The following is a 23191-nucleotide window of genomic DNA, read 5'->3' on the forward strand; positions in this document are numbered from 1 at the left end:
GTAGACTTGAGGCGCGTGTATAATTGCGGCATGTCTGTGACCCGCAAGGTTCGCCGGTTCTCCAGCGGTGTGTACGACCTCGGGCTCCACGTCGTGTGGTGCTCGAAGTACCGCCGCCCGGTCCTGGGCGGGCGCGTGGCACAGCGCCTGGAGGAACTGGTCAGGTCCAAGGCGGACGAGCGCGGCTGGGAGGCCGTCACGGTCGAGGTGAGGCCCGACCACGTGCACCTGTTCGTCAAGCACGACCCCAAGGCGTCGGCGTCCTACGTCGCCAACCAGTTCAAGGGGTACACCTCGCGTGTGCTCCGTGAGGAGTTCCCCCGGCTCCGGTCCAGGCTCCCCACACTGTGGTCGTCGTCGTACTTCGCCGCGTCCGCGGGAGCCGTGAGCGCCGAAACCGTGCAGCGCTACATCGACACCCAGTGGGAACGCCCGCGGAAGAAGGGGAACGGCACGTGATCCGCTCGTGCAAGTTCCTTCTCCGCCCCGCCGGCCGCCAGCAGGCACCCCTCGCGCAGCCGCTGCGCGACCACTGCTTTCTGTGCGACGGGGCACCGCAAGAGCGGCGCCAGGCCTGCGCCCACCCGTCGAAGACGAAGATCGAGTACGGCGACCAGTCCGCGCGGCTCAAAGAGATCCGGTCGTTCGCCCCCCAACGTCAGGGACGGTAGCCGTTCTCCTGACAGCAGGCCACCCTCCGCTGCCCGGACAAGGCGTTCCAGGCGTCCTTCGGGTGTGTCAAGCCCGGCCCCAAGCCCGGTCCCGGGCGTGCGGGAGCGTTCCTGCCCAACCGCGCGGCAGCCAAGGCCGGACCGGACAAGAGTATCCCGCGAGGCGGGTTGGGGGGTGTTCCTGGGAATCCTCGAGTACAGGGCTGAGAGCGCCGGTCGCGGGTTGGCCCCAGCCGCCCCCCGCGACACGTCGCGCACCTGCCCGCGCCAAGCATGCGGGCACACCGGTGCGGACAACCGCATCACGCGGGAGGAGTTCCGTTGCGCCCGGTGCGGCTACGCAGGGCACGCAGACCGGGGCGGAGCGGTCAACGCGGGGATCAGGGCCGGGCTGGTCCTTCCTGTCGCCTGAGTCGGGACAGGAGAATCCCGCCGCTTCGGCGGTAGGAGGAGTCACCGCCTGGAGAGCACCGTGTCCACCTCGGAGAACTCCGAGGTCCGACACCGCGGCTATGCTCTGCTACCGTCCCCCTTGCCCGGTGAGCACCGGGAACGCCCCGGTATCGGCGACGAACCCGCCACGGATGCCGCCGGGCACCGTCCTCCCCTGCCCCGCCGCGGCGGGGTTCCCTTCCTTCCCTGGCCGTGCTCCGGCGCCCCCCAGCGCCGGACCCTGACGAAAGTTCGATCCCAGTGTCCATCTTCGAGGCGGTCGTCCTCGGTCTCATCCAAGGCCTGACCGAGTTCCTCCCCGTGTCCTCCAGCGCCCACCTCCGGGTCTTCGCGGCCTTCTTCAACTGGCCCGACCCCGGGGCCGCGTTCACCGCGGTCAGCCAGATCGGTACCGAACTGGCGGTCGTGCTCTACTTCCACAAGCGCATCTGGGCGGTCATCTCCACCTGGTGCCGCTCCCTGGTGAACCGGGACCTACGCGGCGACATCAACGCCCGCATGGGGTGGTACATCATCATCGCCACCATCCCGATCGGCGTCCTCGGCCTGCTGCTGGAGGACCAGATCGACAGTGTCTTCCGCGACCTGCGGCTGATCGCCCTGACACTGATCGTCTTCGGCCTCATCCTCGGCGCGGTCGACCACTTCGCCCGCCGCGAGCGCGAGATCAAGGACCTGAACCTGTCCCGCGGCGTGGCCTTCGGCCTCTTCCAGACCCTCGCCCTCATCCCGGGCGTCTCCCGCTCCGGTGCGACGATCACCGGCGGCCGCCTGATGGGCTTCACCCGCCCCGACGCCGCCGAGTTCGCGTTCCTCATCGCGCTGCCGGCAGTGTTCGCGTCGGGCCTGTACAAGATGCTCGACATCGGCGGGGGCGAGTACGCCGGGTGGGGCGCCACCATCGTCGGCACCCTCGTCGCCTTCGTGGTCGGCTACGTCGTCATCGCGTGGCTGATGAAGTTCATCTCCACGCACAGCTTCATGCCGTTCGTCTACTACCGCGTCGCCCTGGGCGTGCTCATCCTCGTCCTGGTCTTCACCGGCACGCTCGACCCCCAGGGCGGCGCGGGCGTCGGATAGCCGCCGCACCCCGTTTCCCGGTGCCCCGGCCGAGCCCCTTCGGTCGGGGCACCGTCGCCGCTACTGTGGGCCCATGGCGACATCCGAGACAGCCGACGCCCCGCCGCCCGCCCCGGAGGCGGTCACCCTCCTCCTCGTCCGGCACGGGATGACCGACGCCACCGGCCCCCTGCTGGCCGGCCGGGCCGAGGGCGTCCGCCTCAACGACACCGGCCGCGCCCAAGCCGCCGACCTGGCCCGCCGACTCACCGGTCTGCGCCCCGCCGCCCTGGTCTCCAGCCCCCTCGAACGCTGCCGGGAGACCGCCGAGGCGGTCGCCGAGCACCTGGGCGCCGCGGTCGCGGTCGACGACCGCCTCATCGAGTGCGACTACGGAAGCTGGACCGGCCGCACCCTGGGAGAGTTGGGGGCCGAACCGCTCTGGCGGGTGGTCCAGGAACACCCCAGCGCCGCACGGTTCCCCGGCGGCGAGGCGCTCGCCGCCGCCTCGGCGCGCGCCGTCGGGGCGGTCCGCGACTGGAACACCCGCCTCCTCCAGGGCCGGTCCGCCGACTCCGCCGAGCCCCCCGTGTACGTCGTGTGCAGCCACGGCGACATCATCAAGGCGATCGTCGCCGACGCCCTGGGCCTGCACCTGGACCTGTTCCAACGTCTGCGCGTGGACCCCTGTTCGGTCACCTCCATCACCTACACCCGCACCCGCCCCTTCCTGAACAAGCTCAACGACACGGGAGAGGGCCTGGCCGGGAGCCTGCCGACCCGGGGGGAGGCCTCGGGCGACGCGGCGGTCGGCGGGGGCGCGGGCGCCCGGGAGGGCGCGGAGTAGGCGCGAAGCGGGGCACGTACGGGGCGTAGCCGAGCGCGGTGTCGCCGCCATCCCTTAGGGTGCATGGCATGCCCGTCTTTCAGTTCAATCCGCCGGAGCGGTTCGTCGCCGGGACCGTGGGCCAGCCGGGAGAGCGCACCTTCTTCCTCCAAGCCGTGGGGGAGGGGCGCGTCACCAGTGTCGTCTTGGAGAAGGCGCAGGTGGAAGCGTTGGCGACCCGGGTCGAAGAGCTGTTGGAAGAGGTGCACCGCCGGTTCGGCCCCCCGCACGACGACGTGGTCCCGCCCGAGGACGACGAGCCCCTGCGCATGCCCATCGAGGAGGACTTCCGGGTGGGCACCCTCGCCCTGGCCTGGGACGCCGAGGCGGGCCGCGTCATCATCGAGGCGCAGGAGATCGAGGAGGGTACCGACGAGGAGCTGACCGAGGACGACGAGGAGGAGATCGAGGTCTTCGCTGAGGAGGCTCCGCACCGCGACGTCCTGCGCGTCTACCTCACCTCCGGCGCGGCGCGCGCGTTCGCCGGGCGGGCGCTGAAGGTGGTGGCGGCGGGTCGGCCCGAGTGCCCGCTGTGCACCCGGCCGCTTGACCCCAAGGGCCACATCTGCGTGCGCCAGAACGGCTACCGGCCGGGCCGCGTCGTCTGAGCCGGCCCTGATGAGCGAGACGACCGGCGCGTTCGACGGCTTGGGCACGGCGGAGGGCCTGGAGCTGCTCCACGGCGGGGACCTGGCCGTCGAGGGCCGCCTGACATCGGCTTCCAACGCCACCCTGTACTGCACCGTCTCCGACGGCGCGCGCTCGGCCGCGTGCGTGTACAAGCCGGTGGCGGGGGAGCGGCCGCTGTGGGACTTCCCTGACGGCACGCTGGCCGGGCGGGAGGTGTCGGCCTACGCCGTCTCCGAGGCGCTGGGGTGGGGCGTGGTCCCGCCAACCGTCCACCGTGACGGACCGTTCGGCGAGGGCATGGTCCAACTGTGGGTGCACGGCGACACCACCGTCGACCTCGTCGCCCTTTCCCGGGAGGCCGGCCACTCCGGCCTGCGCCGCATGGCGGTCTTCGACGCGGTCATCAACAACTCCGACCGCAAGATCGGCCACCTGCTGCCCACCCCGGGCGGCCACCTGTACGGCTGCGACCACGGTGTCTCCTTCGCCGAGGACTACAAGCTGCGGACCGTGCTGTGGCAGTGGCAGGGGCAGGCGCTCACAGCGGAGGCCCTGGAGGCGCTGGAGGCGGTGCGTGCCCTGCTCGCCGACAGTGGGAGCGCGCTCGCGCGCACCCTGGACCGCCACCTGACCGAGGCGGAGGCCCGTGCGGTGCGCAGGCGGGTGGAACTGCTCGTCGAGCACCGGATCCACCCCTACCCGTCGCCCGACTGGCCGTCGGTGCCCTGGCCACCCGTGTGAGGCGCTCCCGCGCGTACCGGACGGTGTGTGAGGCGCGCCCCACCGGCCGGTGCGTGCCCCGGCACCGGTCGGCGGCACAATGGGCCCTGTGAGCAACGAACACGCGTGGAACTACCTCTTCGACATGGACGGTGTGCTCGTGCGCGAGCAGCACATCGTCCCCGGCGCCGACGATCTCGTCTCCGAGCTGCGTGAGAACGGCGTCCCGTTCATGGTGCTGACCAACAACTCCATCTACACCCCGCGCGACCTGCGCGCCCGGTTGCTCCACTCGGGACTGGACATCCCGGAGGAGTCCATCTGGACCTCGGCGCTGGCCACGGCGCAGTTCCTCCAGACCCAGCGGCCGGGCGGGTCGGCCTACGTGGTCGGCGAGTCCGGTCTGACCACCGCGCTGCACAACGCGGGCTACGTGATGACCGAGACCGAGCCCGACTACGTGGTGCTCGGGGAGACCCGCACCTACAGCTTCGAGGCCATCACGCGGGCGATCCGCCTCGTGGAGGCCGGTGCGCGCTTCATCGCCACCAACCCCGACGAGAGCGGTCCCAGCGCCGAGGGGCGGCTGCCGGCCACGGGCGCGGTGGCGGCGCTGATCGAGAAGGCCACGGGTCGGCGCCCCTACTTCGTGGGCAAGCCCAACCCCCTGATGATGCGGTCGGCGCTGCGCCGGATCGGAGCCCACTCCGAGAACACGATCATGGTCGGCGACCGGATGGACACCGACGTCCTGAGCGGCCTGGAGGCGGGCCTGCAGACCGTCCTGGTGCTGTCGGGGATCTCCGGCCGCGACACCGCCGAGGAGTTCCCCTACCGCCCCACGAAGGTGATCGGGTCGGTGAAGGAGTTGGTGGGCAGGACCGGTGACCCCTTCGCCCAGGAGGGCTGAGCAGGACCCGTGGTACGTGACGGGGGCGGTGGACACGAGGCCCGCCGCCCCCGTTCGGTCCCTCTGGCCCTACGCGGGTGGGAGCTACTCCTGATTGGCGAGCTCCTCGACCTTGGCCGCCTCCTCGCGGCGGCGCGCTCGCAGCAGGGCGAGGCGCTCGGCGAGGACCTCTTCCAGGTCCTCCATGCTCCGCCGCTCCAGCAGCATGTCCCAGTGGGTGCGTACCGGCTTGGCGTTCTTGGGCTCCTCACCGGTTCCGTCCCGCCTCAGAGAGCGGTCTCCGCAGAAGCGGCACTCCCACTCCGCGGGAATCTCGGCCTCCGTGGCGAAGGTGACCGAGAAGCGGTGGCCCCGGGTGCAGTCGTAGGTGACCTCTTGTCGCGGAGCCAGATCGGTGTTGCGGTCGTTCTCGTAGCTCGTCGCTCCGAGCCGGGTGCCGCGAAGTGCTCGCTCGGCCATCGTGTGGGTGCCTCCAGGCGCTCGTGCGGTTTCGCGGGGTGTAACGCGTCGGTCCACGTCAAGATTCCCCGCGGACCTGGGGTCGAACCACCCGTGGCGGCCCCGGGTCGCCTTTCCCCGGCCCTGTCGGCCCGACGGAGCGCTCGGGGGAGGCAGCGACCTCGGACGGCCGGATCGAGTGATTCCGCGTAAGGAAAGAATGGCATGTCTTCTGATGACGTTCCGTGATGGGCGGCGTCGCTCCTTCCCGGCGGGTGATGTTTCCGTCATGTTTCGTCGGCTGTTCCGGTGTCCTGCGCCGGCCGCCGATCGCTTGGTGATGTCCTTTTTGTGAGTATTTCTGGGGTGGTTCACTGCGAAAGTCCTGGTCGGGACTTGTGGGCCAAACTGCCTGTGGTGCAGGGGTTGTGGCTGTCCATCGTTGTACGAAGAGCTCTCATGGCCACACCGACCATCACGCATGGTGACCACGTGGTCATTTCAGATCCATGGTGGTATGTTCTCTCGCTGTGTGCGAATGGCGTCGAATTCGTGATGTTTCAACGTTTTTTGCGGTCTAGCGCCCATGCGTGGATCCCCACACCCCTTCTGCCCGACCGCGACACCCATGTACGGATGCTGGAGACGATGACGACCTGGAATCCCCCGCCCGCCCGGGAGTCCCTGCCGCCGTGGCTCGCCGTTCCACGCTGGCTCCTGCTCCCTCTGGCAGTCCTCCCGTTCTGGGCCTGGGCGCTCTGGGCGGCCCGCGACGGTGCACTCGTGTCCGTCCTCCTGGCCGGAGGGCTGGCCCTCGCCCTCATGAGCTTCCTGGCCGTTCTGGTCAACCAGCGCGAACGCCGTATCGCCGCGCTCGAACGGGCCGTGGAAGAGCAGCGTGCGGACACCGCCGCCCTGGCCGAGCGCCACCTGCCCGACCTCGTTGAGCGACTGCGCTCGGGGGATTCCGCAGAGACGGCCCTGTCCCGGCACACCCTGCCCGAGGACCCGATCCACCAGGACCTGCTGAGCGCTGTCGCCACCGAGATCGCCACCGCCGAGCGCCGCCGCACCGCCGCGATGCTCGCCTGCGCCACCGCCGCCGGCCGGGTCCAGGCCATGTCCACCGCTATGCTCGCCGACCTGCGCCGCATGCAGGACCGCTACGGCGACGGCACCGACGGCGGCGTCCTCGGCGACCTCATGCAGCTCGACCACAGCATCGCCCAGACCGGCCGTGTCGCCGACAGTATCGCCGTCCTGACCGGGGCCCGCTCCGGCCGCAGGTGGAGCCGGGCCATCAGGGTGGAGAGCCTGCTCCGCGGCGCCATGTCCCGGATCGGTTCCTACCAGCGCGTGCGCACCCACGAGGCCACCGGCCTGGCCGTCGCCGGGTTCGCCGCGGAGGGCGTCATCCACGCCCTGGCCGAACTGCTGGACAACGCGGCCAAGTTCTCCCCGCCCACCACCGAGGTCCACGTCCACGTGGAGGAGGTCCAGGCCGGGATCGCCGTCATGATCGAGGACGCCGGCCTGGTGATGGGCGACGAGGCGCTCAGACGCGCCCGCGCGGCCGTCGACGACAGCCTCGACATCACCTCGATCTCGGGCACCCGCCTGGGCCTGTCCGTGGTGGGCCACATCGCCCGCCGCTACGACCTGTCGGTCTCCTTCCGCACCTCCTCGCGGGGCGGAACGGCCGTGGTCCTGCTCATCCCCAGGAAGCTGGTCAAATCCCTCTCCGAGGAGTCGGCCCTTACCGAACACCCGGCCGAACCCCCCGCAGGCGACGAGGAACCGTTCGCCGGGCACCGGAGCCGAGCAGCCGCGGAGCCGCCCACCGGCGACTCCGTCAAGGGCCTGCCCGTCCGCCGCCGAGGCCACACCCTGGCCGAGGCCGGACCCGGCCCTGAGCGCTCCGCCCCCAAAGCCAAGACACCCACCCAGTCCACCGGGGGCTTCCGCGCCTTCCGCACCGCGGTGCGCGGACAGGCCCCGGACGCAACACCGAAGGACGTGTGATGGACCTCGAAAAGTTGACCTGGCTCATCGAAGGCCTTCTCGACCGCACCCCGGGCGCCAAGCACGCACTCGTGCTCTCCCGCGACGGCCTCAAGCTCTGCCACAGCGCCGCGCTCGACACCGACAAGGCCGACCACCTCGCCGCGATCGCCGCCGGACTCCAGAGCCTCGTGCACGGCGCCTCCGTCGAGTTCGGCTCCGGTGACGGCGGTGTCCGCCAGGCCATGGCCGAGTTCTACGGCGGCCTGCTCTTCATCGTCGAGGCCGGCCACGGCACCCACCTGGCCGTCATCGCCGCCGAGGACGCCGACCCCGGCCTGCTCGGTCACAACATGCACGAACTCGTCGAGCAGATGGGGGAGCATCTCACCACCCCGCTGCGCGCCGCACACGGCTCCTCATGAGCCGATCCCACCGCGATGAGAGCCCCGACCGGCTCTACGTCATCACCTCGGGTCGCAGTTCGGCCCCCGACGACGCCCTCGACTCCGTCGCCCTCATCGTCGCCGAGAACGCCCCCACCGCGGGGATGCAGTCCGAGCACGCGCGCATCCTGCGCTTATGCCGCGGGCCGACAGCGCTCGTGGAGATCGCCGCGCACCTGGAGCTGCCCCTGGCGATCACGCGCATCCTCGTCACGGACCTCCTCGACGGCGGCCACGCCACCGCCCGCCACCCCCGGAGCGCGCCCCGCAGAGCGCGCCCGACCACCTCACCGGACGTGTTGGAGAAGGTGCTCCTTGCACTCCAGAACCTGTGACGCCGCCGACGCCCCCACCCCGGGGTCCCCCCTTCCGGGCACCGTCGAACACGCCCTGAAGATCGCCGTGGTGGGCGGCTTCGGCGTCGGTAAGACCACCTTGGTGCGCTCGGTCAGCGAGATCCGCCCCCTCACCACTGAGGAGACGATGACCGAGGCCGCCGCGAACGTCGACGACGTGCGCGGGGTCGAGGGCAAGCGCACCACCACCATCGCCTTCGACTTCGGCCGGATCACGCTGGACGCCACCTCCGTGCTGTACCTGTTCGGCGCCCCCGGCCAGCAGCGCTTCTGGTTCCTGTGGGACCGGGTCCTCGCCGGCTCCCTCGGCGCCGTCGTCCTCGTCGACACCCGCCGTCTGGAGGACTCCTGGTACGCCATCGACCGCCTCGAAGCGCAGAAGACGCCGTTCATCGTCGCCCACAACGACTTCGGTGACGCCGAACACACCCTCGACGACATCCGCGCCGCGCTCGACCTCGACCCCGCGGTCCCCCTGATCCGGTGCGACGCGCGCGAACGCGACTCCGCGCGCCAGGTCCTCGTCACCCTCGTCCAACACGTCCGATCCCTTGTCTCAGGAGACCCGCGGTGAACGTTGACACCGGCAACCCCGTCCGCCTGTACGGCTCCGGGCTCGAAGACCCCTCCGCCCTCTACCGGTCCATGCGCGAGGAGCACGGGCCCGTGGTGCCGGTCCTGCTGGAGGGGGACGTCCCCGCCTGGTTGGTCATCGGCTACCGCGAACTCCACCACGTGCTGAGCACCCCCTCGGTGTTCGCGCGCGACCCGCGCCGCTGGAACGCCTGGGACCGGGTCCCCGAGAACTGGCCGCTGCTGCCGGTCCTGGTGCCGCTGCCCAACCTGCTCTCGGCCGAGGGCGAGGACCACCGCCGCCGTGCCAAGGCCGTCAACGACGCGCTGAACGGTGCCGACCCCCACGAACTGCGGACGGTCACCGCCCGCATCGCCGACCGGCTCATCGACGGCTTCTGCGGCTCCGGCGGTGCCGACCTGCGCACCCAGTACGCCGAGCGCCTGCCCTCCCTGCTGCTGTGCTGGATGTACGGCCTCGACGACGATCGGGGCGAGGACATCGCCAGCGCTCTGACCACGGTCTTCAACGCGGGGCCCGAATCTGTGGAGGCCCACGGCAGGATCGCCGCGGCCTTCGGCGGGCTGATTGCCGAGCGCCGTGAGCGGCCCGGACCGGACGTGGTGTCCCGGCTGATCGTCCACCCGGCCGGCTACGGCGACGAGGACCTGGTCGCCGAGCTCGTGGCCATCCTGGGCGGAGCCCACCAGACCACCACCGAGTGGATCGGCAACGCCCTGAGGCTGATGCTCACCGACGACCGCTTCTCCGCGTCGCTGTCCGGGGCGCGCAGCAGCGTGCGCGAGGCCCTGGTGGAGGTTCTGTGGGAGGACTCGCCCTCCCAGATGAACGCGGGCCGCTTCGCCGCCCACGACGTGGAACTGGCGGACCGCATCATCCGGGAGGGGGACCTGCTGCTGCTCGGCTTCGCCGCGGCCAACCAGGACCCGTGGCTGAACCCGCCCGGCCGCTCCGCCGCCGTCGGCACCAACCACGCCCACCTGTCCTTCTCCCACGGTGAGCACGGGTGCCCCCATGCCGCGCGCGGCCTGGCCGAGGTCATGGCCGTCACCGCGGTCGAGGTCCTCCTCGACCGCCTGCCAGACCTCGAACTGGCGATCCCCGCCGAGGAGGTCCAGTGGCGTCCCTCGCCCTGGGTCCGCGGCGTGCTCTCCCTGCCCGCGACCTTCACCCCCACCACACCGCACGCGGTGCTCTGAAGACCCCCGCTACCCCGCACCAGGACAGTCACCACGCCCCCACAAGGAGAGAACCATGTCCTGCCCCATGCACGCCGCCGACGGGGTACCCCTCGTCCACGCCGTACCCGACGACGTCCAGGCCGATCGCGAGCGCCTCTACCAGGAGGGGCCGGTCACCCGGATCGAGCTGCCCGGCGGGGTCCGGGCGTGGGCCACCACCCACCACGAGGTCAGCAAGGCCGCCCTCAACGACCCCCGCTTCGCCAAGAGCGTCGACCACTGGGCCGACTACCAGAACGGCACGGTGGACGAGGGGTGGCCGCTGCTGGGCACCATCCCCCGGGACAACACCAACATGCTGGCCCTGGACGGGCCCGCCCACCGGCGCATGCGCCAGCTCACCTCCAGCCCGTTCTCCGCGCGCCGGGTGGAGCGGCTGCGCCCCGACATCGAACGCGTGACCGCCGCGGCGCTCGACGCCCTGGAGCCGAGGGCGGGCGAGGTCCTGGACCTGCGCAGGGAGTTCACCTTCCGGGTGCCGATGTCGGTCATCGGGCTGCTGTACGGCGTGGAGGAGTCCGAGTACTCCCAGCTCGGAGAGATGTACGGCAAGCTCTTCTCCGGTACCGGAGAGCAGGGCGAGCACCTCCAGATCTACGCGCAGCTGTTCCAGTTCTTCTCCGAGATGGTCGCCCGCAAGCGCGCCCAGCCCGGGGACGACTTCACCACCGACCTGCTCAAGGAGGGGGAGGAGGGCGACGGCCTCAGCGACGAGGAGGTCGTGATCACGCTGCTCACCGTGGTGGCCGCCGGGCACGAGACCACGGTCAACCTCCTCAACAACGCGGTCCGCGCCCTGCTCGCCCACCCCGAGCAGTTCGACCTGCTCAAGAAGGGGGAGATCACCTGGGACGCGGTGATCGAGGAGGTCCTGCGCTACGACCCGCCCAACAACATCTTCATGTTCCGCTTCGCCACCGAGGACGTGGAGCTGGGCGGGCAGACCATCCGCAAGGGCGAGGCGCTGGCCACCCACTACGGTGCGGCCAGCCGCGACCGCGCCGAGTTCGGTGAGGAGCCGCACCCCTCGGTGTTCGACCCCGGCCGTACCCAGGGGCGGCACATCACCTTCGGTTACGGGCCGCACATCTGTCCGGGGGCGCCGCTGTCGCGTCTGGAGGCCCGGATCGTGCTGCCCATGCTCTTCGAGCGCTTCCCCGGTCTGGAACTGGCGGTCCCGGACGAGGACCTGCGGGTCGAGTCGGCCCTGTCGGTGACCAGCCTCGCCGAGTTCCCCGTCCGCCTGCGTCCGTAGCGGACCCGGCCCCGGCCGCACACCCCCCGGCGGCCGGGGCCGCCTCACCCGGGCGCGCTACCCGGGGTGACGGACTCCGTCCTTTCCGTTCCCGCGGGTGGGTTTCCCGTGGTGTACGCCGAGGAATGAAGCCACCGAATGGTTCATAAGGTCACGAACTTCGCATAAGAAGCATGCGTGCCCCTGGTGGGGGAGGACTCCGTGCACCCGACACACCTGCTCGCCGCCGCGCTCCTGGCGGCGTCGGCCTCGGCCGCCGCCGAGGAGGAGGCCGCGCGCGACTACGCCGAGGCACTCACCGCCACGAGCGCCCCCGACCGGATGGCGGAAGGGTGGACGAGCGCCGCCGACGGCTCCACCGCCCACACCTACCTCCGCCACCGCACCTACGTCGCCCGGGCCTGGGCCGACGGGGGCCGCCCCCTGGCCGACGAGACCGCCGAACCCGTGCCCGACGGGGTCCGGGTCTGCCGCGACGCCCCGCCCGCCGACGGGAACCGCTGCGCCGACCTCACCGGCCTCGCCTACGAGGACGGACTCGTGTCCGACTTCCGTGTCGACGGCCTCGACCCCGGCCCCTACCTCGTCGAGGGCGGCACGGACCCGGCCTCCTCCGCGGGGACCCAGGCGACGCTCCTCACCGCCTACCGCAGCGTCACCGGCCCCGTCCTGGTGGTCGTCCTGGGGATCTCCACCAAGGAGAGCGTGGACCTCGACCTGTCCGGGGCCGTCTACCGGAACCCGGGCGACGACGAGGTGCGCGCGCGGGCCGCCGGAGGCGAGCGCGAACTCGACGCCGGCGACGACACCCAGGCCGCCCTGTACTTTCGCGACGTCGACCTCGGCGGGGAGGTCACGCTCACCGGATGCCTGGAGGAGTGCTCCGCCTTCGTCGACCTCACCGTTCCGGTCCCCTGACACCGGCCGGGCCGAAAAGAGTGCTCATTCCCCGGCCCGGATCGCCCATGCGCACACGGTGTGTCCGCTAGCGGACACGTTCCGTCCGCGGATCGCCGCCCCCGCGGCGGCCGGGATTGCCAGAGTGGGGGCCATGCCCTCGCGACGCCCCCTGCCCCCGGCACTGTGCCTGTGGTGTGCCGCGGCCGTGCTGGCCGCCGCCCTGGACCACCCGCCCCTCCCCGGGCCGCTCCCGCACCCTCCCGAGGTCCGCGCCCCGGCGCGCGCGTGCGGGGGAGTGCCCCGGCCCGCCCGCCGAGGGCGGTGCCCCCGCAGGCGCACGGCACCCCACCCGCACCGCCGGTACCGCTGAGGCTGCTCCCGGCCCACAAGCCCGCCCCCGCAGCGGTTCTGTTGGTACGCGGGGTGGATTCTGGAAGGATGTCCGGCACGCCCCTCCCACCTCCGAGGGAGCCACCGACGACGTCCACACCGACCTGTGCGAGCCCGAGCGCATCCTGGACGAGGCCCGCCAGCGGGGACGGCTACGGCGCCGTCGGCCGCAAGCCCTGACGCAAGCGGTGCCGGGCCGGGCCCGTACCGTGGGGTCCATGCCGGTCCACCCACGCCCGCCCCGGGACGCCTCCGCCGGGGATCCGGCCGTCCGCTTCGAGGGCGCCGTGCGCCGCTACGGCCCCCTCCACGCCGTCGGCCCGATCGACCTGGCCGTCCGGCCCGGGACGTGCACCGCTCTCACCGGCCCCACCGTCCGCGAGCACCTGGAGCTCACCGCCGACGTGCTGGCGCTGCTGCGCCGACACCGCAGACCGCCAGGGACCGGGGACACGGCGTTCGCCGTCTGCGCCGCCCTGTCCACCGCCGTCCTGATCCTCCCGCCGCTGGTCGCCTGCACCGGTGCTCCGACTCCGCGCCCGGCGCGTCCGGTGACACTGCGTCTTGTTGGGGCGTCTCACTTGCGTCTACGATCGAACTCCCCGGTAACCCACGCCCGCACCTTTCATGTTCTAGGGAAGAACCGCCTCCGCCATGGCCCATCCCCCCGCACGACACCTGCCGCCCGGAGTCACACCGCTCGCTCCGGGTGACCCGCACACCATCGGCTCCTACCAGCTCATCGGCAGGCTCTACGACGCCTCCGCCGCCACCGTCTACGCGGCCCTCACCGACGACGGCACCCCCACCGCGCTCACCCGCACCGACGTGCGTGCCGAACCGGGGGCCGAGACCGCGCTCGCCGAACGGATCGCCGCCGCCCGCGCCGCCTCGGGCCTGTGCGCGGTGGCCGCCCGCGACGGAGGCCTCCACCGCGGTGCCCCCTGGACGGCCGTCCCCTTCCTCCCCGGACGCACACTGCGCCGACAGCTCCAGGAACAGGGGCCCATCACCGGCCGAGCCCTGGTCACCGCTGCCGCTGGGTACGCCGAGGCCGTCGGCGCCCTGCACGCTGCCGGCCTGGTGCACGGCGACGTCGGCCCCGACACCGCGTGCATCACCGCCGACGGACCCCGCCTGGTCGACCACGGGCTCGGCCGCTGGATCCGCCGTTCCGCGTCCGACGCCAGCGGCGACGTGGCCTCCTGGGCGCGGCTCGTGCTCTTCGCCGCCGGGCGCACCCCCGCCCGCCCCGGACACCTCCCCGACGGGCTCGACTCCCTCATCCGCCGGGCCCTGTCGCCGGACCCGGCGGCGCGCCCCGAGATGGAAGAGGTCCACCTCGAACTCCTGCTCCTCCTGGGCATCGGCGAGGACGTTCCCGCGCAGCAGTGGCCGGAGCGCCTGGCCGCCCTGATCGCCGAGCACGGCCCCTACGCCGACACCTCCTGGCACGACCCGGCCCGCTGGCGCAACGCGGTCGGTCGGGGGGACGACGACGCCTCCGCCGCCGGCTCCGTCGGCGCACCCGCGGACGGCCCGTCCCGGGCCGCCTCTGCGGGGCCGTCCGCCCCGCAGGCACCCTTCCCCGGCCCCGGGTCGGCCCCCGCCCCCCGTCCCTCCAAGACCTGGGACATCCCCGCGCCCCCGCCCGCACCGGCCGAACCCCTCGGCGGCGCGGTCCCCGCCGGGATCCCCTCCGACGGCGGCTTCTCCGCGCCGCCCTCCTACGACCCGACTCCCCCCTCCGGATCCGCCCCGATCCCGGCGGGCATCCCCTCCGACGGGGGGCGCTCCGCCCGCTCCCTCTCCGAGATGCTGAGCCCCGACCCCGGCCCGGCGCCGGGCGGCTCCGCCACAGGCGGGGGTGCGGCGGCCTCCGGCGGCCTCAAGGTCGCCGCGCTCGTCACCGCCGGGGTCGTCGCGGTCGGCATCGTCACCGCCGGCGGCTACCTGCTGCTCAACCGCTCGGGCGGCGAAGAGCCGACGGCGGCGCCCCCCGCCGTGGAGGGGTCCGAGATCCCCGTCTCCGCCGACCCCGCCGGGGTCGACCTGGCCGCCGCCTCCCTGGAGTCCTTCCTGGACGCCGGCAGCTTCGAGGTGTCCGTCCACCAGTACGCCGGGGACGGGTCCGGGCCCGAGCAGGACCCGCCCGCCGACCCCTTCGGCGCGTCGGGGATGCAGGTCTGGTTCGACAACTACGCCTACGACGGCTCGGCGATGGAGCGCCAGGTGGGCACCTACGCCTCCGAGTACGACTGGAGCATGTACGTCGACGGGCGCATGCTCGTCAACGACTTCGGCACCAACGCCTGGTTCGACGACACCGGCGGCACCGCCTACGACCCGGCCGACTACACCCCCGAGGCCGTGGCGGGCCCGCTCACGGCCATCGCCGAGACCGGCGAGGTCACCTCGGAGGAGCCCACCGAGTTCGCGCCGGTCCTGGAGCTCTGGCACATCTACGACCCCAGCGTCGAACCCGCCACCGGAGACCTGGTCCCCGGCACCCGCCTGGAGGGCACCTACACCGCCGACGACGGCGCGACCCGGCAGTTCGTGCTCATCGTCGGAGAGGACCGCGCCCCCCTCAACCTCGCGGTGGAGGTCCCCAACACCGGACCGCCGCCCGAGGTGGGCCACTGGGTCCGCGACTACACCTTCCGCAGCGTCGGCGCCCCCGTCGACCTGAGGGTCCCCGCCTCCGAGGAGGTCCTCCCCTCGCGCCCCGGCATGGGTTTCTGAGGCGGGCGGCCCCGCCCCTTCCGGGGGCGGGGCACAGCGGAGCATTCGACAAGGAGCGAGGCGTGCCCAGCGACCACAGCCTGAAGAGGCACTTCACCGGCGAGACGGCCGCGATGCTCGGCGCGGGCATCGCCGAGGCCGTACCCGGGTTCGACACCGCCGGATACGCGGCCGAGGTCGACCGGCGCGTGCCCGGCCTGGAGCTCAAGGACCGGGTCCTCGTCCTGGCCGAGGGCCTGCGCTCGCGCCTGCCCGGCCCCTACCCCGAAACCCTGGACGCCCTGCGCGGCACACTCGTCGACGAACTCCCCGAGGGCCGGGGCATGTTCAAGACGACCTGGTTCCTCATGCCCGTGGCCCGGTACGTGGAGGAGTACGGCCTCGGCCATCCCGAGGAGTCCCTGGACTTCCTGGAGGAGGTGACCCGCTGCCACACCGGCGAGTACGCGGTCCGCCCCTTCATCACCGAGCACCGGGACGCCGCGATGGAGCGGATCGCCCGGTGGGCGCTTAGCCCCAGCCACAACGTCCGGCGGCTGGCGAGTGAGGGCACGCGCACCCGTCTGCCCTGGGCGGGACGGCTCCCGTTCTTCGCCGAGGACCCCGCGCCCGTCCTGGCGGTCCTGGAGCACCTGCGCAGCGACCCCTCCGCCTATGTGCGCACCTCCGTGGCCAACAACCTCAACGACCTCTCCAAGGACCACCCGGCCCTCGTACTGGAGACCGTCGGGCGCTGGACCCGGGAGAGCCCCACTCCAGAGACGGCGTGGATCGTCAGACACGCGCTGCGCACCCTGGTCAAGCAGGGCGACCAGGAGGCCCTGGCCCTGCTCGGCGCCACCGGCGGCGAGCACATGCGCGTGCACGGCCTCACGGTACTCCCGGCCGCAGTCCGCCTCGGCGGCACCGTCACCCTCCGCTTCGCCCTGGAGAACACCGACACCCGAACCCACCTCGTCACCGTCGACTACGCGGTCCACCACGTGCGCGCCAACGGGCGGCTCACCCCCAAGGTCTTCAAGCTGACCGAACTCGAACTCGCGCCGGGCCGGGTCCGCCACCTGGAGAAGGCCCATCCCGTCAAGGAGATCAGCACCCGCGTCTACTACCCCGGCGAGCACCCCGTCGACATCCTGGTCAACGGCCTGCCCCTGGCCACCGGACGGTTCGCCCTCCTGGGCTGACCGCCCCGGGGAGGGGCGGCCGACGGGCGGCGGCGTGCTGCCGGATCAGTCGTCCGGGAAGCGGTACCCGAACTGGGCTAGGCGCGCGTGCGCCCGCTCCATCTGCTCGGCGGAGAACAGCGGCGCGTACTCCGACCGCAGCACCAGCGCCTCCACCGTCAGGTCCAGCCGCCCCCGCTCCCTCAGGTTCGCGAACCCGTCGGAGACGGCTGGGGCGTCGAGCAGCTTGCGTGCGGTCTCCATCGGACCCAGGTCGGAGAGCATCCCCAGGAACGAGGAGGCCGTGTAGCCCGCCTCGGACTTGGCCCGCTCGTACAGCGACAGCATCACCCTGCCGAAGTCGGCGGTCTCGGGGCCCTGCGCAGCCGACGGTTCGGCTGGCTCCTCCTCGGTGAAGGACGCGGCGGTAGGGAGCCGTGGCTGTCGATCTCCGGACCCGGCCGGGTCCGAGTCTCGGACGTGCGCCCCAAACTATTCCAGAGTCCGCCGGTGCGCACCCTGTCAGTGCACAGACTGGGTTTCAAACGAAAACTTTGTCAACACCCTTGTTTTCGAACGCCTGTGTTCCCTGGTTCGTGTTCCGGTGGCTGCCGAGGATCGTGCCAGGGCGAGACTTCGGGTCGACCTTCGCCCCAGGGAGAAGGTCGACCCCACCCGAGGCCGATCCCGCTCCGAGCGGCTACCGGTCCTCGGCGGGCTCCAGTGCCCCGCCGGTCAGACCCTCCCGGGCCAGCTCGGCGGCCCGCCCGGCGAGCACCGACAGCTCCCGCGCCGCCCGCTCGAACTCCTCTCTCCCCGCAGCAGCGCGTCCAGCGCATCGAGGAACTGGCCGAGGAGGCCGCCGCCGAGGCCGCCCGCGAGGCCGGGGGAGAGACGGCCCCGGGACCCGGCTCCCGCCGCGTCCTGGTCGCCACCGACTGCCTGTCCGAGGGCGTCAACCTCCAGCACTACTTCGACGCCGTCGTCCGCTACGACCTGGCGTGGAACCCCACCCGCCACGACCAGCGCGAGGGCCGCGTGGACCGCTACGGCCAGCGGCACGCCCCCGCCTGATCCCTGGCAGCACTCGGCCCCGCCCGCTGGCGGGCAGCGGACGGGGCCGGACGTGCGTGATCTTGCTACCAGTGCAGGATCAGGGCCGTTTTCCTGCGCTGGTAGCAAGATCACGTGTTCATGGGCCGGGGGAGGGGCGGTCAGGCGTCCTTGGTGGTGTCGATGAAGGACTGCCACTCATCGGCACCGAAGAAGAGTGCGCCCAGCTCACGGTTCTTGGTGTCGCGGACCCCGGTGACCGGCCCCTCGGCCACCTCGACGCACGCCCCACGGTCGTTGGTGTAGCTTGCCTTGTGCCATAGCCGGGCGGAGGCGTGGGCGGCCTCTACACAGTTGGATGATGTCCCGCTGTAGCTGGACTTGAACCAGTGCAGGGCCTGCGGCTGCATCGCTTACTCCTTCTCCAGAGTCTCGGAGGTTCGGCTGAGGAACTCGATCGTCTGAGCCGGGCGCCACGCATCGGCCAGCAGGCGTTCGAAGACTTCCGTGTGCCGGTTCAAGACTGTCTGATCGTCCCAGAAGAGACTCGTGTTGTCGGTGATGGTCATGAGCACTTCCAGCGCATCCAAGGTGAGGAGCGTGAATGCACCGATCTCTAGGGCGGCATGGGCGCCTGCCTCGAAGGGGAGGACCTGGAAGGTCACGTTCGGCTGCTCCGCGGTCTGGACGAGGTGCCTGAGCTGCTCGGCCATCAGCTTAGGGCCTCCGACCGTGGTCCGAATAGCGGCTTCGCTGACGATCGCCCACATATGAGCACTGCTGGACTGCCACACGCTCTGTCGGTTCATCCGGACTTCGACGGCCGCGTCGACGACATCGGTGGTGGCGCTCGGCATCGTTCCCTTGAAGAGTGCCCGTACGTAGCCCTCGGTCTGCATGAGCCCAGGGATCAGGACGGGTTCGAAGGTGCGGATGCGCCGTGCCGCGCTCTCCAGTCCGATGTAGGTCCCGTAGTCCTCGGCGATGCCGCTGGACTGCCACCAGCCGGACGATCGGGCTTCCTTGCGAACATGGAGGAAGCGCTCGATCGCCTCGGGGGAGAGGCCGTAGAACTCCAGCAGGCGCTCCAAGCTCCCGGGGCCTGGGATGACCCCTTCGACTCCCGGAGTCTCCCAACGGGAGACGGTGGAGATGTTCACCTTGATGGCTTTGGCTACTTCCCCGAGCTTCCGATCTTCGCGCAATTTGCGCAAATCGGTTGCTAGCTGCCATTGCGCGACAGTCGGGCTTGTTGTCATGCCTTCCATGGTGCCTTGGCGTCCCTGGGTGGGCAAATCTCTTGAAGAAATCTGTAGATGCGGATTGCATATGCGAATCTCATGAGATCTACTGTAGTCGAGCCTGGGCGTTCGGTGACGGGTGGTGGTCGGTGTCCGGCCCTGCCGCGATGTTGCTTGTGCTCTGGGCATGAGAAAGCCCTGGTGGGTGCGCCAACACCCCCCAGGGCACGCCAACCCTTTCCACCCTGTGTAGCCAGAAAGCGAGATCGGCATGTTCATTGTGCCCGAACAGCGCACACCCCTCCACACGTCCACAGGCGGGTTCGCGGGGCGGCGGTGGCCCTGCCGCCTCTACCCCGGGGACCTGGTCCACACCCGCGAGCTCCGCGACGACCTGCGCGAGGACCTGGCCCGCCTGTCCGGCNTGGCCTCCGACACCGCCGACGACGCGGTGCTGTGCGCCAGCGAGCTCTTCGCCAACGCCGTCGACCACTCCCGCTCCGGAGAGCCCGAGGGGCACGTCATCCGCACCCTGACCATGCCCGCCGAAGACCGCCTGCGGGTGGGGGTGATCGACGACGGCTACCGCTCCAACGGCCCCCACCCGCCCACGCTGCCCGAGATCCCCGCCGACCGCGGCCCCCGCGAGTGGGCCGAGGCCGAACGCGGACGCGGCCTGCTGCTCGTCGACGCCCTCGCCGCATCGTGGGGGAGCCGGGCCGTGGCGGGCTTCCCCTTCTGCGAGGGGCTGGGCACGTTCCTGTGGGCCGAATTCACCCTCACGCCCGCTGTCCTCACCGCCGCTACGGCCGCTGGGGCCGGGCAGTGACCGCGACCGCGCCGGTCTCCTCCGGGGTGCGGGCGGTGCTGTCCGCGCCCCGGGGGGCGCGCTTCACCCGCACCCGCACCGGCTCCCGGCGCCCCGAAGCCGAGTNCACCCGCCGCGAGCGGGTCCTGGCGCAGATGGCCGACAACCCCCGGACCGTGTACCGGCAGGCGCACGGTGAGCTGCCCGCCTGGATGGACGCCCACGCCGAGCGGATCGCCGCCTGCGACCGGTCCGACCGGCCCCAGAGCCCCCACCAGCGGCCCGACGACCGGCCCGGCACGCTTCCGGTCCCGCGTCCGCGTGAGGCACCCGACGACGGCCCGGCCCGGCCGGCACCCCTGCCGCCGAAGCCGCCGCTGCCGCGTCGGCGTTCGCGGCGTCCGCGCGACGGGCACCGCACGTCCGGCCGCCGTCTGGCTCGCCACCGCAGGCCCCGGCGGGGGCCGGGGCTGGCGCGGCTGGTGGCCGCCTACGCCATGGCCTCGGGTGTGGGGGCGCTGGCCCACCACCTGTCCACGGCGGTGCTGTAGCGGCCCGCTCATAGGCCGGGGCCGCGCCGGTTCGGGGGCCGGCGCGGCCCTTCCCCACCCGGCCCCGCCCTGTGGTCCGGGTTCAGGTGTCGCCGCCCGCGAGCACCGCCGACGGTCCGGGGAAGTCCTCGGGCAGGGCGTCCATGACCACTTCGCCGCAGCGGCGGCCCCGCCCCGTCCCCGATGCCACGAAGTCCTCAACCGTCAGACCTTCCTCATGCCGTAGCCGTCCTGACGAGGGCCGCCACCTCAGGACGCGGTTCTGCGGGCCGGGACAGGAACGTGCACACCCGGTTCCGGCGCTCCACCTCCCGCACCACAGACCACCCCTGCACCTGTGAGTAGTACTCCACGAGTCCCGTTGCGAAAGTACCGCGCCGGACGGCTTCCCGGCCTGTGCGCGCGGCGTGGTCCAGCGCCCAGCGGGCCAGTACCCAGCCCAGCCGCCGGCCTTGCGTCGGTTCGGTCCAGGTGGAGGCCAGGAACAGCGCGGGCACCTCTCGTTCCTTCTCGGTGAACCCCCACTCCGGTGATTCGGAGTATGCGCTGGTGCACCCCGCCACCGTGCCCTCCTCCGTCAGCACCCACATAGGGACTTCGGCCTCGTTGGTCTGGGCGGCCAGGTCCCGGGCCACGGTGGGCCGGGACCGCAGCCCTCGGTCGGCCATCCACTCCAAGCGCCGCGTCACCATCGCCTCGACACCGTCGTGGTCGGTCGGGACCGCTGGTCGAATCTCCATCGTCTTCCCTCTCACCCGGCTTGCAGGGATACCAGGGCGCTCTCCAGCATCAGTGGCCGATAGACATCGAACGTACGCTTCCCAGCGGCCTGGAACCCGCGTGCGGATCGGCGCAGTTCGAACTCGTCCAGGTATCCGTCCCCGACCAGGAGTGCCCCACGGTCGAGTATGTCGGTCAGGTGGCCGACTCCGTGGCGGATCATGGCGGTGTCCAGGATGTGCTGGAAGTTCTCCGGGGAGCGTGGATGAGTCACGTCCTGTGAGAACCCGGCCCGCCCCAACCGCTCTCGCAACAGGCGTTTGCCCACTCGCCACGCGGAGGGGAGGGATTCGGCCAGCCGCACGATCTCGGGGGCCGCGAACGGATTGATCGGCCAGATCCCGTGCCGCATGTGCTGGGGGTAGAACGCCGAAAAGCACTCCAGGATTGACCACAGAGTCGGTCCCAGCGGAGCCACACCATCGAACTGGTGGGGTACCAGGCGTCGTCCCCGTGAACCGAGGAATGCCGGTGCCCCGTCCCGTAGGCGCAACGGCGACCGGCCGCCCACACCCCACAGCTCACGCTCGGCCGAGCGGAGCTTCATCGCCTCGTCCCCACCCAGACCCGTGAACAGGACCCGCTTTCCCCCGTCGGCGTACGCGCCCACCAGAACATCCCGTGCTTCGGCGAAGGCGCCCTCCATCGGGTCGAACGGAGCCCCGCTACGGCGACGGCCCCCAGGAGAGAAGGGCAGGTGGTCCAACATCGCCACCGTGTGGTCGATCCGGAAACCCGACGCGACCAATGCACGACGCCGCCGCCTCTGCTGCTCACCCATGGATCCGGCCAGCAGCATCCCTCCCGTTCCGATCCGACCGGGATGGAGTTGGGCCAAAGCCAGGGCGACGTTCGCCGAATCCATGCCGCCGGACACATCAACGGCCGCTCGGTCAGGGTCGAACTCCCACCGGCTGATCACCCCGTGCAGCACACGTTCGAACACCTCGACCGGGTCCGCGTCGGGCTTCAGCTCACGGGGTAGAGCGTGCAACCCCGGCTCGGGGTAAGCGATGCCGAGTCCGTCGCCAGTGTAAGTGGCGGTGGCCCGCTCGGTGACGGTGGTGACGTCGGCCAGCAGAGTCGCTGAGGAGTAGTAGTTGGCGTAGGTCAGGAACCTCACCACCGACGGCGGATCGAGTCTGCGGGTGTCCACGTGAGGCACCAGGTCCAACAGGTCCCACGACCCGCGCAACATGCCGCCCGTCGAAGTCAGGTGGACCGGGGCCACGCCCCACGCGCTCGCTGTGACCTGCACGCGGCCGGGGGTGAACTCCACGATGACGAACCCCAACGGCCAAGCTCGGGCTTCGGTCAGACGCCGTTGGTACTCGTCCGGGGTCACGTGGCACACGGTCGCGGTCTCCGACGAACACCAGCCGGTGGCGCCTCGCACGCGTTCCCGGTTCACGAGAAACGCTCGTCCAGGGCCGAGAACCATCCCGGTTTCCAGACAGGGGTGCAGATAGGGCGTGACGTGGGAGTCTCCGTTCTCCCAACGGTCGAGTGTGAGTGCAGGGGTCCAGTGGTGGGGGTCGTCGAGGTTCGGGGGGTGAAGCAGGAGAGTCAGCACGGGCGCTCCAGTGCACGAGGAGGAGGGGCGGCCTTCCAGGATCGGACCGCCCCTGCCGAGGACCAGGTCAGATCTCGTCGTACTTGGTGGGAACGTCGGAGTCGCCGCCGGTCTTGGTGTACTCGTGCGCCTGGTCGGGGACCGTCAGTGTCTCGGGGGTGGTGAACAGGTCGTCGGTGGCCGTGGACAGGGTTGTGCTGGGGACAGACACCACGTCTCCTCCTTTGCTCCATGTAGGAATCCGGTGACTGATGGTAGGCACGGTGGGACGGGGTGAAGTGCCAGCGAAGTGCCAGTCCGTCTGTTGGAGACTTCGGCGGTTGCGT

At 71.5% G+C, this 23191-nt stretch carries 27 protein-coding genes; 20 read left to right on the plus strand and 7 right to left on the minus strand.

The features are described from left to right. Positions 1-30: 30 nt before the first annotated feature. The 8 genes from tnpA to B042_RS0117480 all read left to right on the plus strand — a co-directional run bounded on the left by tnpA (position 31) and on the right by B042_RS0117480 (position 5329). Complete coding sequence (gene tnpA / locus B042_RS0117450; protein WP_028649398.1) at positions 31-459, plus strand: IS200/IS605 family transposase; 429 nt, start codon at positions 31-33, stop codon at positions 457-459. Further along, positions 456-671, plus strand: a complete 216-nt coding sequence (locus B042_RS26685) for a hypothetical protein (RefSeq protein ID WP_028649399.1) — start codon at positions 456-458, stop codon at positions 669-671. Before tnpA ends, B042_RS26685 begins: the two co-directional genes overlap by 4 nt. 175 nt (positions 672-846) lie before the next feature. Then, complete coding sequence (locus B042_RS26690; RefSeq protein WP_231494136.1) at positions 847-1083, plus strand: transposase; 237 nt, start codon at positions 847-849, stop codon at positions 1081-1083. Between the two features lie 281 nt (positions 1084-1364). Continuing rightward, positions 1365-2204: an undecaprenyl-diphosphate phosphatase gene (locus B042_RS0117460; RefSeq protein ID WP_028649400.1), complete on the plus strand. Its 840-nt coding sequence runs from the start codon at positions 1365-1367 to the stop codon at positions 2202-2204. 73 nt (positions 2205-2277) lie between these two features. Further along, entirely contained in the window at positions 2278-3030 is a 753-nt protein-coding gene (locus tag B042_RS0117465; RefSeq protein WP_028649401.1) for an MSMEG_4193 family putative phosphomutase, read from the plus strand. Between the two features lie 68 nt (positions 3031-3098). Continuing rightward, a complete protein-coding gene (locus B042_RS0117470; RefSeq protein WP_028649402.1) occupies positions 3099-3677 on the plus strand; it encodes a DUF3090 domain-containing protein in 579 nt (192 codons plus the stop codon). A 10-nt stretch (positions 3678-3687) separates the two neighbouring features. After that, on the plus strand, positions 3688-4440 hold the full coding sequence (locus tag B042_RS0117475) for an SCO1664 family protein (protein WP_028649403.1): 753 nt from the start codon (positions 3688-3690) through the stop codon (positions 4438-4440). Between the two features lie 79 nt (positions 4441-4519). Continuing rightward, positions 4520-5329, plus strand: a complete 810-nt coding sequence (locus tag B042_RS0117480) for an HAD-IIA family hydrolase (protein WP_028649404.1) — start codon at positions 4520-4522, stop codon at positions 5327-5329. Positions 5330-5413: 84 nt separating this feature from the next. On the opposite strand, the gene B042_RS0117485 is transcribed toward B042_RS0117480, so the two are convergent. Further along, entirely contained in the window at positions 5414-5788 is a 375-nt protein-coding gene (locus B042_RS0117485; protein WP_028649405.1) for an RNA polymerase-binding protein RbpA, read from the minus strand. A 615-nt stretch (positions 5789-6403) separates the two neighbouring features. On the opposite strand from B042_RS0117485, the gene B042_RS0117490 reads away from it, so the two are divergent. From B042_RS0117490 to B042_RS0117535, 10 genes are all read left to right on the plus strand, one after another. Further along, complete coding sequence (locus tag B042_RS0117490) at positions 6404-7789, plus strand: sensor histidine kinase KdpD (protein ID WP_231494137.1); 1386 nt, start codon at positions 6404-6406, stop codon at positions 7787-7789. Further along, on the plus strand, positions 7789-8193 hold the full coding sequence (locus tag B042_RS0117495; protein ID WP_028649407.1) for a roadblock/LC7 domain-containing protein: 405 nt from the start codon (positions 7789-7791) through the stop codon (positions 8191-8193). Before B042_RS0117490 ends, B042_RS0117495 begins: the two co-directional genes overlap by 1 nt. Further along, positions 8190-8549: a DUF742 domain-containing protein gene (locus B042_RS0117500; protein WP_028649408.1), complete on the plus strand. Its 360-nt coding sequence runs from the start codon at positions 8190-8192 to the stop codon at positions 8547-8549. Before B042_RS0117495 ends, B042_RS0117500 begins: the two co-directional genes overlap by 4 nt. Then, positions 8530-9144, plus strand: a complete 615-nt coding sequence (locus B042_RS0117505) for an ATP/GTP-binding protein (protein ID WP_028649409.1) — start codon at positions 8530-8532, stop codon at positions 9142-9144. The genes B042_RS0117500 and B042_RS0117505 overlap by 20 nt, the downstream gene beginning before the upstream one ends. Then, positions 9141-10364, plus strand: a complete 1224-nt coding sequence (locus B042_RS0117510; protein WP_036555524.1) for a cytochrome P450 — start codon at positions 9141-9143, stop codon at positions 10362-10364. The genes B042_RS0117505 and B042_RS0117510 overlap by 4 nt, the downstream gene beginning before the upstream one ends. Before the next feature lie 55 nt (positions 10365-10419). Then, positions 10420-11661 carry a cytochrome P450 gene (locus B042_RS0117515; protein ID WP_028649411.1) on the plus strand — a complete coding sequence of 414 codons (1242 nt, stop codon included), beginning with the start codon at positions 10420-10422 and terminating at the stop codon, positions 11659-11661. Positions 11662-11862: 201 nt separating this feature from the next. Next, positions 11863-12579 carry a hypothetical protein gene (locus tag B042_RS0117520; RefSeq protein ID WP_036555571.1) on the plus strand — a complete coding sequence of 239 codons (717 nt, stop codon included), beginning with the start codon at positions 11863-11865 and terminating at the stop codon, positions 12577-12579. A 590-nt stretch (positions 12580-13169) separates the two neighbouring features. Continuing rightward, a complete protein-coding gene (locus tag B042_RS25860) occupies positions 13170-13664 on the plus strand; it encodes a hypothetical protein (protein ID WP_155989182.1) in 495 nt (164 codons plus the stop codon). Beyond that, the gene (locus tag B042_RS0117530) at positions 13606-15696 is read left to right on the plus strand and encodes a hypothetical protein (protein WP_028649414.1); all 2091 of its coding nucleotides are present in this window, start codon (positions 13606-13608) and stop codon (positions 15694-15696) included. The genes B042_RS25860 and B042_RS0117530 overlap by 59 nt, the downstream gene beginning before the upstream one ends. Before the next feature lie 62 nt (positions 15697-15758). Beyond that, positions 15759-16880, plus strand: a complete 1122-nt coding sequence (locus tag B042_RS0117535; RefSeq protein WP_028649415.1) for a DNA alkylation repair protein — start codon at positions 15759-15761, stop codon at positions 16878-16880. Between the two features lie 45 nt (positions 16881-16925). Here the strand turns inward: B042_RS0117535 and B042_RS0117540 are convergent, their stop codons facing one another. Then, positions 16926-17207, minus strand: a complete 282-nt coding sequence (locus B042_RS0117540; protein ID WP_028649416.1) for a hypothetical protein — start codon at positions 17205-17207, stop codon at positions 16926-16928. 375 nt (positions 17208-17582) lie between these two features. Between B042_RS0117540 and B042_RS0117545 the strand changes: the two genes are divergently transcribed. Then, complete coding sequence (locus tag B042_RS0117545; protein WP_028649417.1) at positions 17583-17933, plus strand: C-terminal helicase domain-containing protein; 351 nt, start codon at positions 17583-17585, stop codon at positions 17931-17933. Positions 17934-18073: 140 nt separating this feature from the next. Here B042_RS0117545 and B042_RS0117550 read toward each other — a convergent pair whose 3' ends face one another. Together B042_RS0117550 and B042_RS0117555 are read right to left on the minus strand one after the other, a co-directional pair. After that, on the minus strand, positions 18074-18322 hold the full coding sequence (locus tag B042_RS0117550; RefSeq protein WP_028649418.1) for a DUF397 domain-containing protein: 249 nt from the start codon (positions 18320-18322) through the stop codon (positions 18074-18076). A 3-nt stretch (positions 18323-18325) separates the two neighbouring features. Further along, a complete protein-coding gene (locus B042_RS0117555) occupies positions 18326-19171 on the minus strand; it encodes a helix-turn-helix transcriptional regulator (protein WP_028649419.1) in 846 nt (281 codons plus the stop codon). Positions 19172-19424: 253 nt separating this feature from the next. On the opposite strand from B042_RS0117555, the gene B042_RS0117560 reads away from it, so the two are divergent. Continuing rightward, positions 19425-19982 carry an ATP-binding protein gene (locus B042_RS0117560; protein WP_028649420.1) on the plus strand — a complete coding sequence of 186 codons (558 nt, stop codon included), beginning with the start codon at positions 19425-19427 and terminating at the stop codon, positions 19980-19982. A 745-nt stretch (positions 19983-20727) separates the two neighbouring features. On the opposite strand, the gene B042_RS0117575 is transcribed toward B042_RS0117560, so the two are convergent. The 3 genes from B042_RS0117575 to B042_RS25870 form a co-directional block, all read right to left on the minus strand. Next, a complete protein-coding gene (locus B042_RS0117575) occupies positions 20728-21252 on the minus strand; it encodes a hypothetical protein (protein WP_028649422.1) in 525 nt (174 codons plus the stop codon). Between the two features lie 11 nt (positions 21253-21263). Then, positions 21264-22637 (minus strand): hypothetical protein, encoded by a 1374-nt coding sequence (locus tag B042_RS0117580; RefSeq protein WP_155989185.1) that lies wholly within the window; start codon positions 22635-22637, stop codon positions 21264-21266. 295 nt (positions 22638-22932) lie between these two features. After that, positions 22933-23076, minus strand: coding sequence for a hypothetical protein (locus B042_RS25870; protein ID WP_155989187.1), 144 nt, complete (start codon positions 23074-23076; stop codon positions 22933-22935). Between the last annotated feature and the right edge of the window lie 115 nt (positions 23077-23191).

The organism is Nocardiopsis sp. CNT312 (genome assembly GCF_000515115.1).
GTDB lineage: Bacteria > Actinomycetota > Actinomycetes > Streptosporangiales > Streptosporangiaceae > Nocardiopsis.

Coding starts and splice junctions, on each gene's coding strand:
- B042_RS0117555 (WP_028649419.1), bottom strand. CDS start 19,171: ATGACAACAAGCCCGACTGTCGCGCAATGGCAGCTAGCAACCGATTTG.
- B042_RS0117485 (WP_028649405.1), bottom strand. CDS start 5,788: ATGGCCGAGCGAGCACTTCGCGGCACCCGGCTCGGAGCGACGAGCTAC.
- B042_RS25860 (WP_155989182.1), top strand. CDS start 13,170: ATGCCGGTCCACCCACGCCCGCCCCGGGACGCCTCCGCCGGGGATCCG.
- B042_RS0117550 (WP_028649418.1), bottom strand. CDS start 18,322: ATGCAGCCGCAGGCCCTGCACTGGTTCAAGTCCAGCTACAGCGGGACA.
- B042_RS0117490 (WP_231494137.1), top strand. CDS start 6,404: ATGCTGGAGACGATGACGACCTGGAATCCCCCGCCCGCCCGGGAGTCC.
- B042_RS0117575 (WP_028649422.1), bottom strand. CDS start 21,252: ATGGAGATTCGACCAGCGGTCCCGACCGACCACGACGGTGTCGAGGCG.
- B042_RS0117540 (WP_028649416.1), bottom strand. CDS start 17,207: ATGCTGTCGCTGTACGAGCGGGCCAAGTCCGAGGCGGGCTACACGGCC.
- B042_RS0117500 (WP_028649408.1), top strand. CDS start 8,190: ATGAGCCGATCCCACCGCGATGAGAGCCCCGACCGGCTCTACGTCATC.
- tnpA (WP_028649398.1), top strand. CDS start 31: ATGTCTGTGACCCGCAAGGTTCGCCGGTTCTCCAGCGGTGTGTACGAC.
- B042_RS0117475 (WP_028649403.1), top strand. CDS start 3,688: ATGAGCGAGACGACCGGCGCGTTCGACGGCTTGGGCACGGCGGAGGGC.
- B042_RS0117465 (WP_028649401.1), top strand. CDS start 2,278: ATGGCGACATCCGAGACAGCCGACGCCCCGCCGCCCGCCCCGGAGGCG.
- B042_RS0117470 (WP_028649402.1), top strand. CDS start 3,099: ATGCCCGTCTTTCAGTTCAATCCGCCGGAGCGGTTCGTCGCCGGGACC.
- B042_RS0117515 (WP_028649411.1), top strand. CDS start 10,420: ATGTCCTGCCCCATGCACGCCGCCGACGGGGTACCCCTCGTCCACGCC.
- B042_RS0117530 (WP_028649414.1), top strand. CDS start 13,606: ATGGCCCATCCCCCCGCACGACACCTGCCGCCCGGAGTCACACCGCTC.
- B042_RS0117495 (WP_028649407.1), top strand. CDS start 7,789: ATGGACCTCGAAAAGTTGACCTGGCTCATCGAAGGCCTTCTCGACCGC.
- B042_RS0117480 (WP_028649404.1), top strand. CDS start 4,520: ATGGGCCCTGTGAGCAACGAACACGCGTGGAACTACCTCTTCGACATG.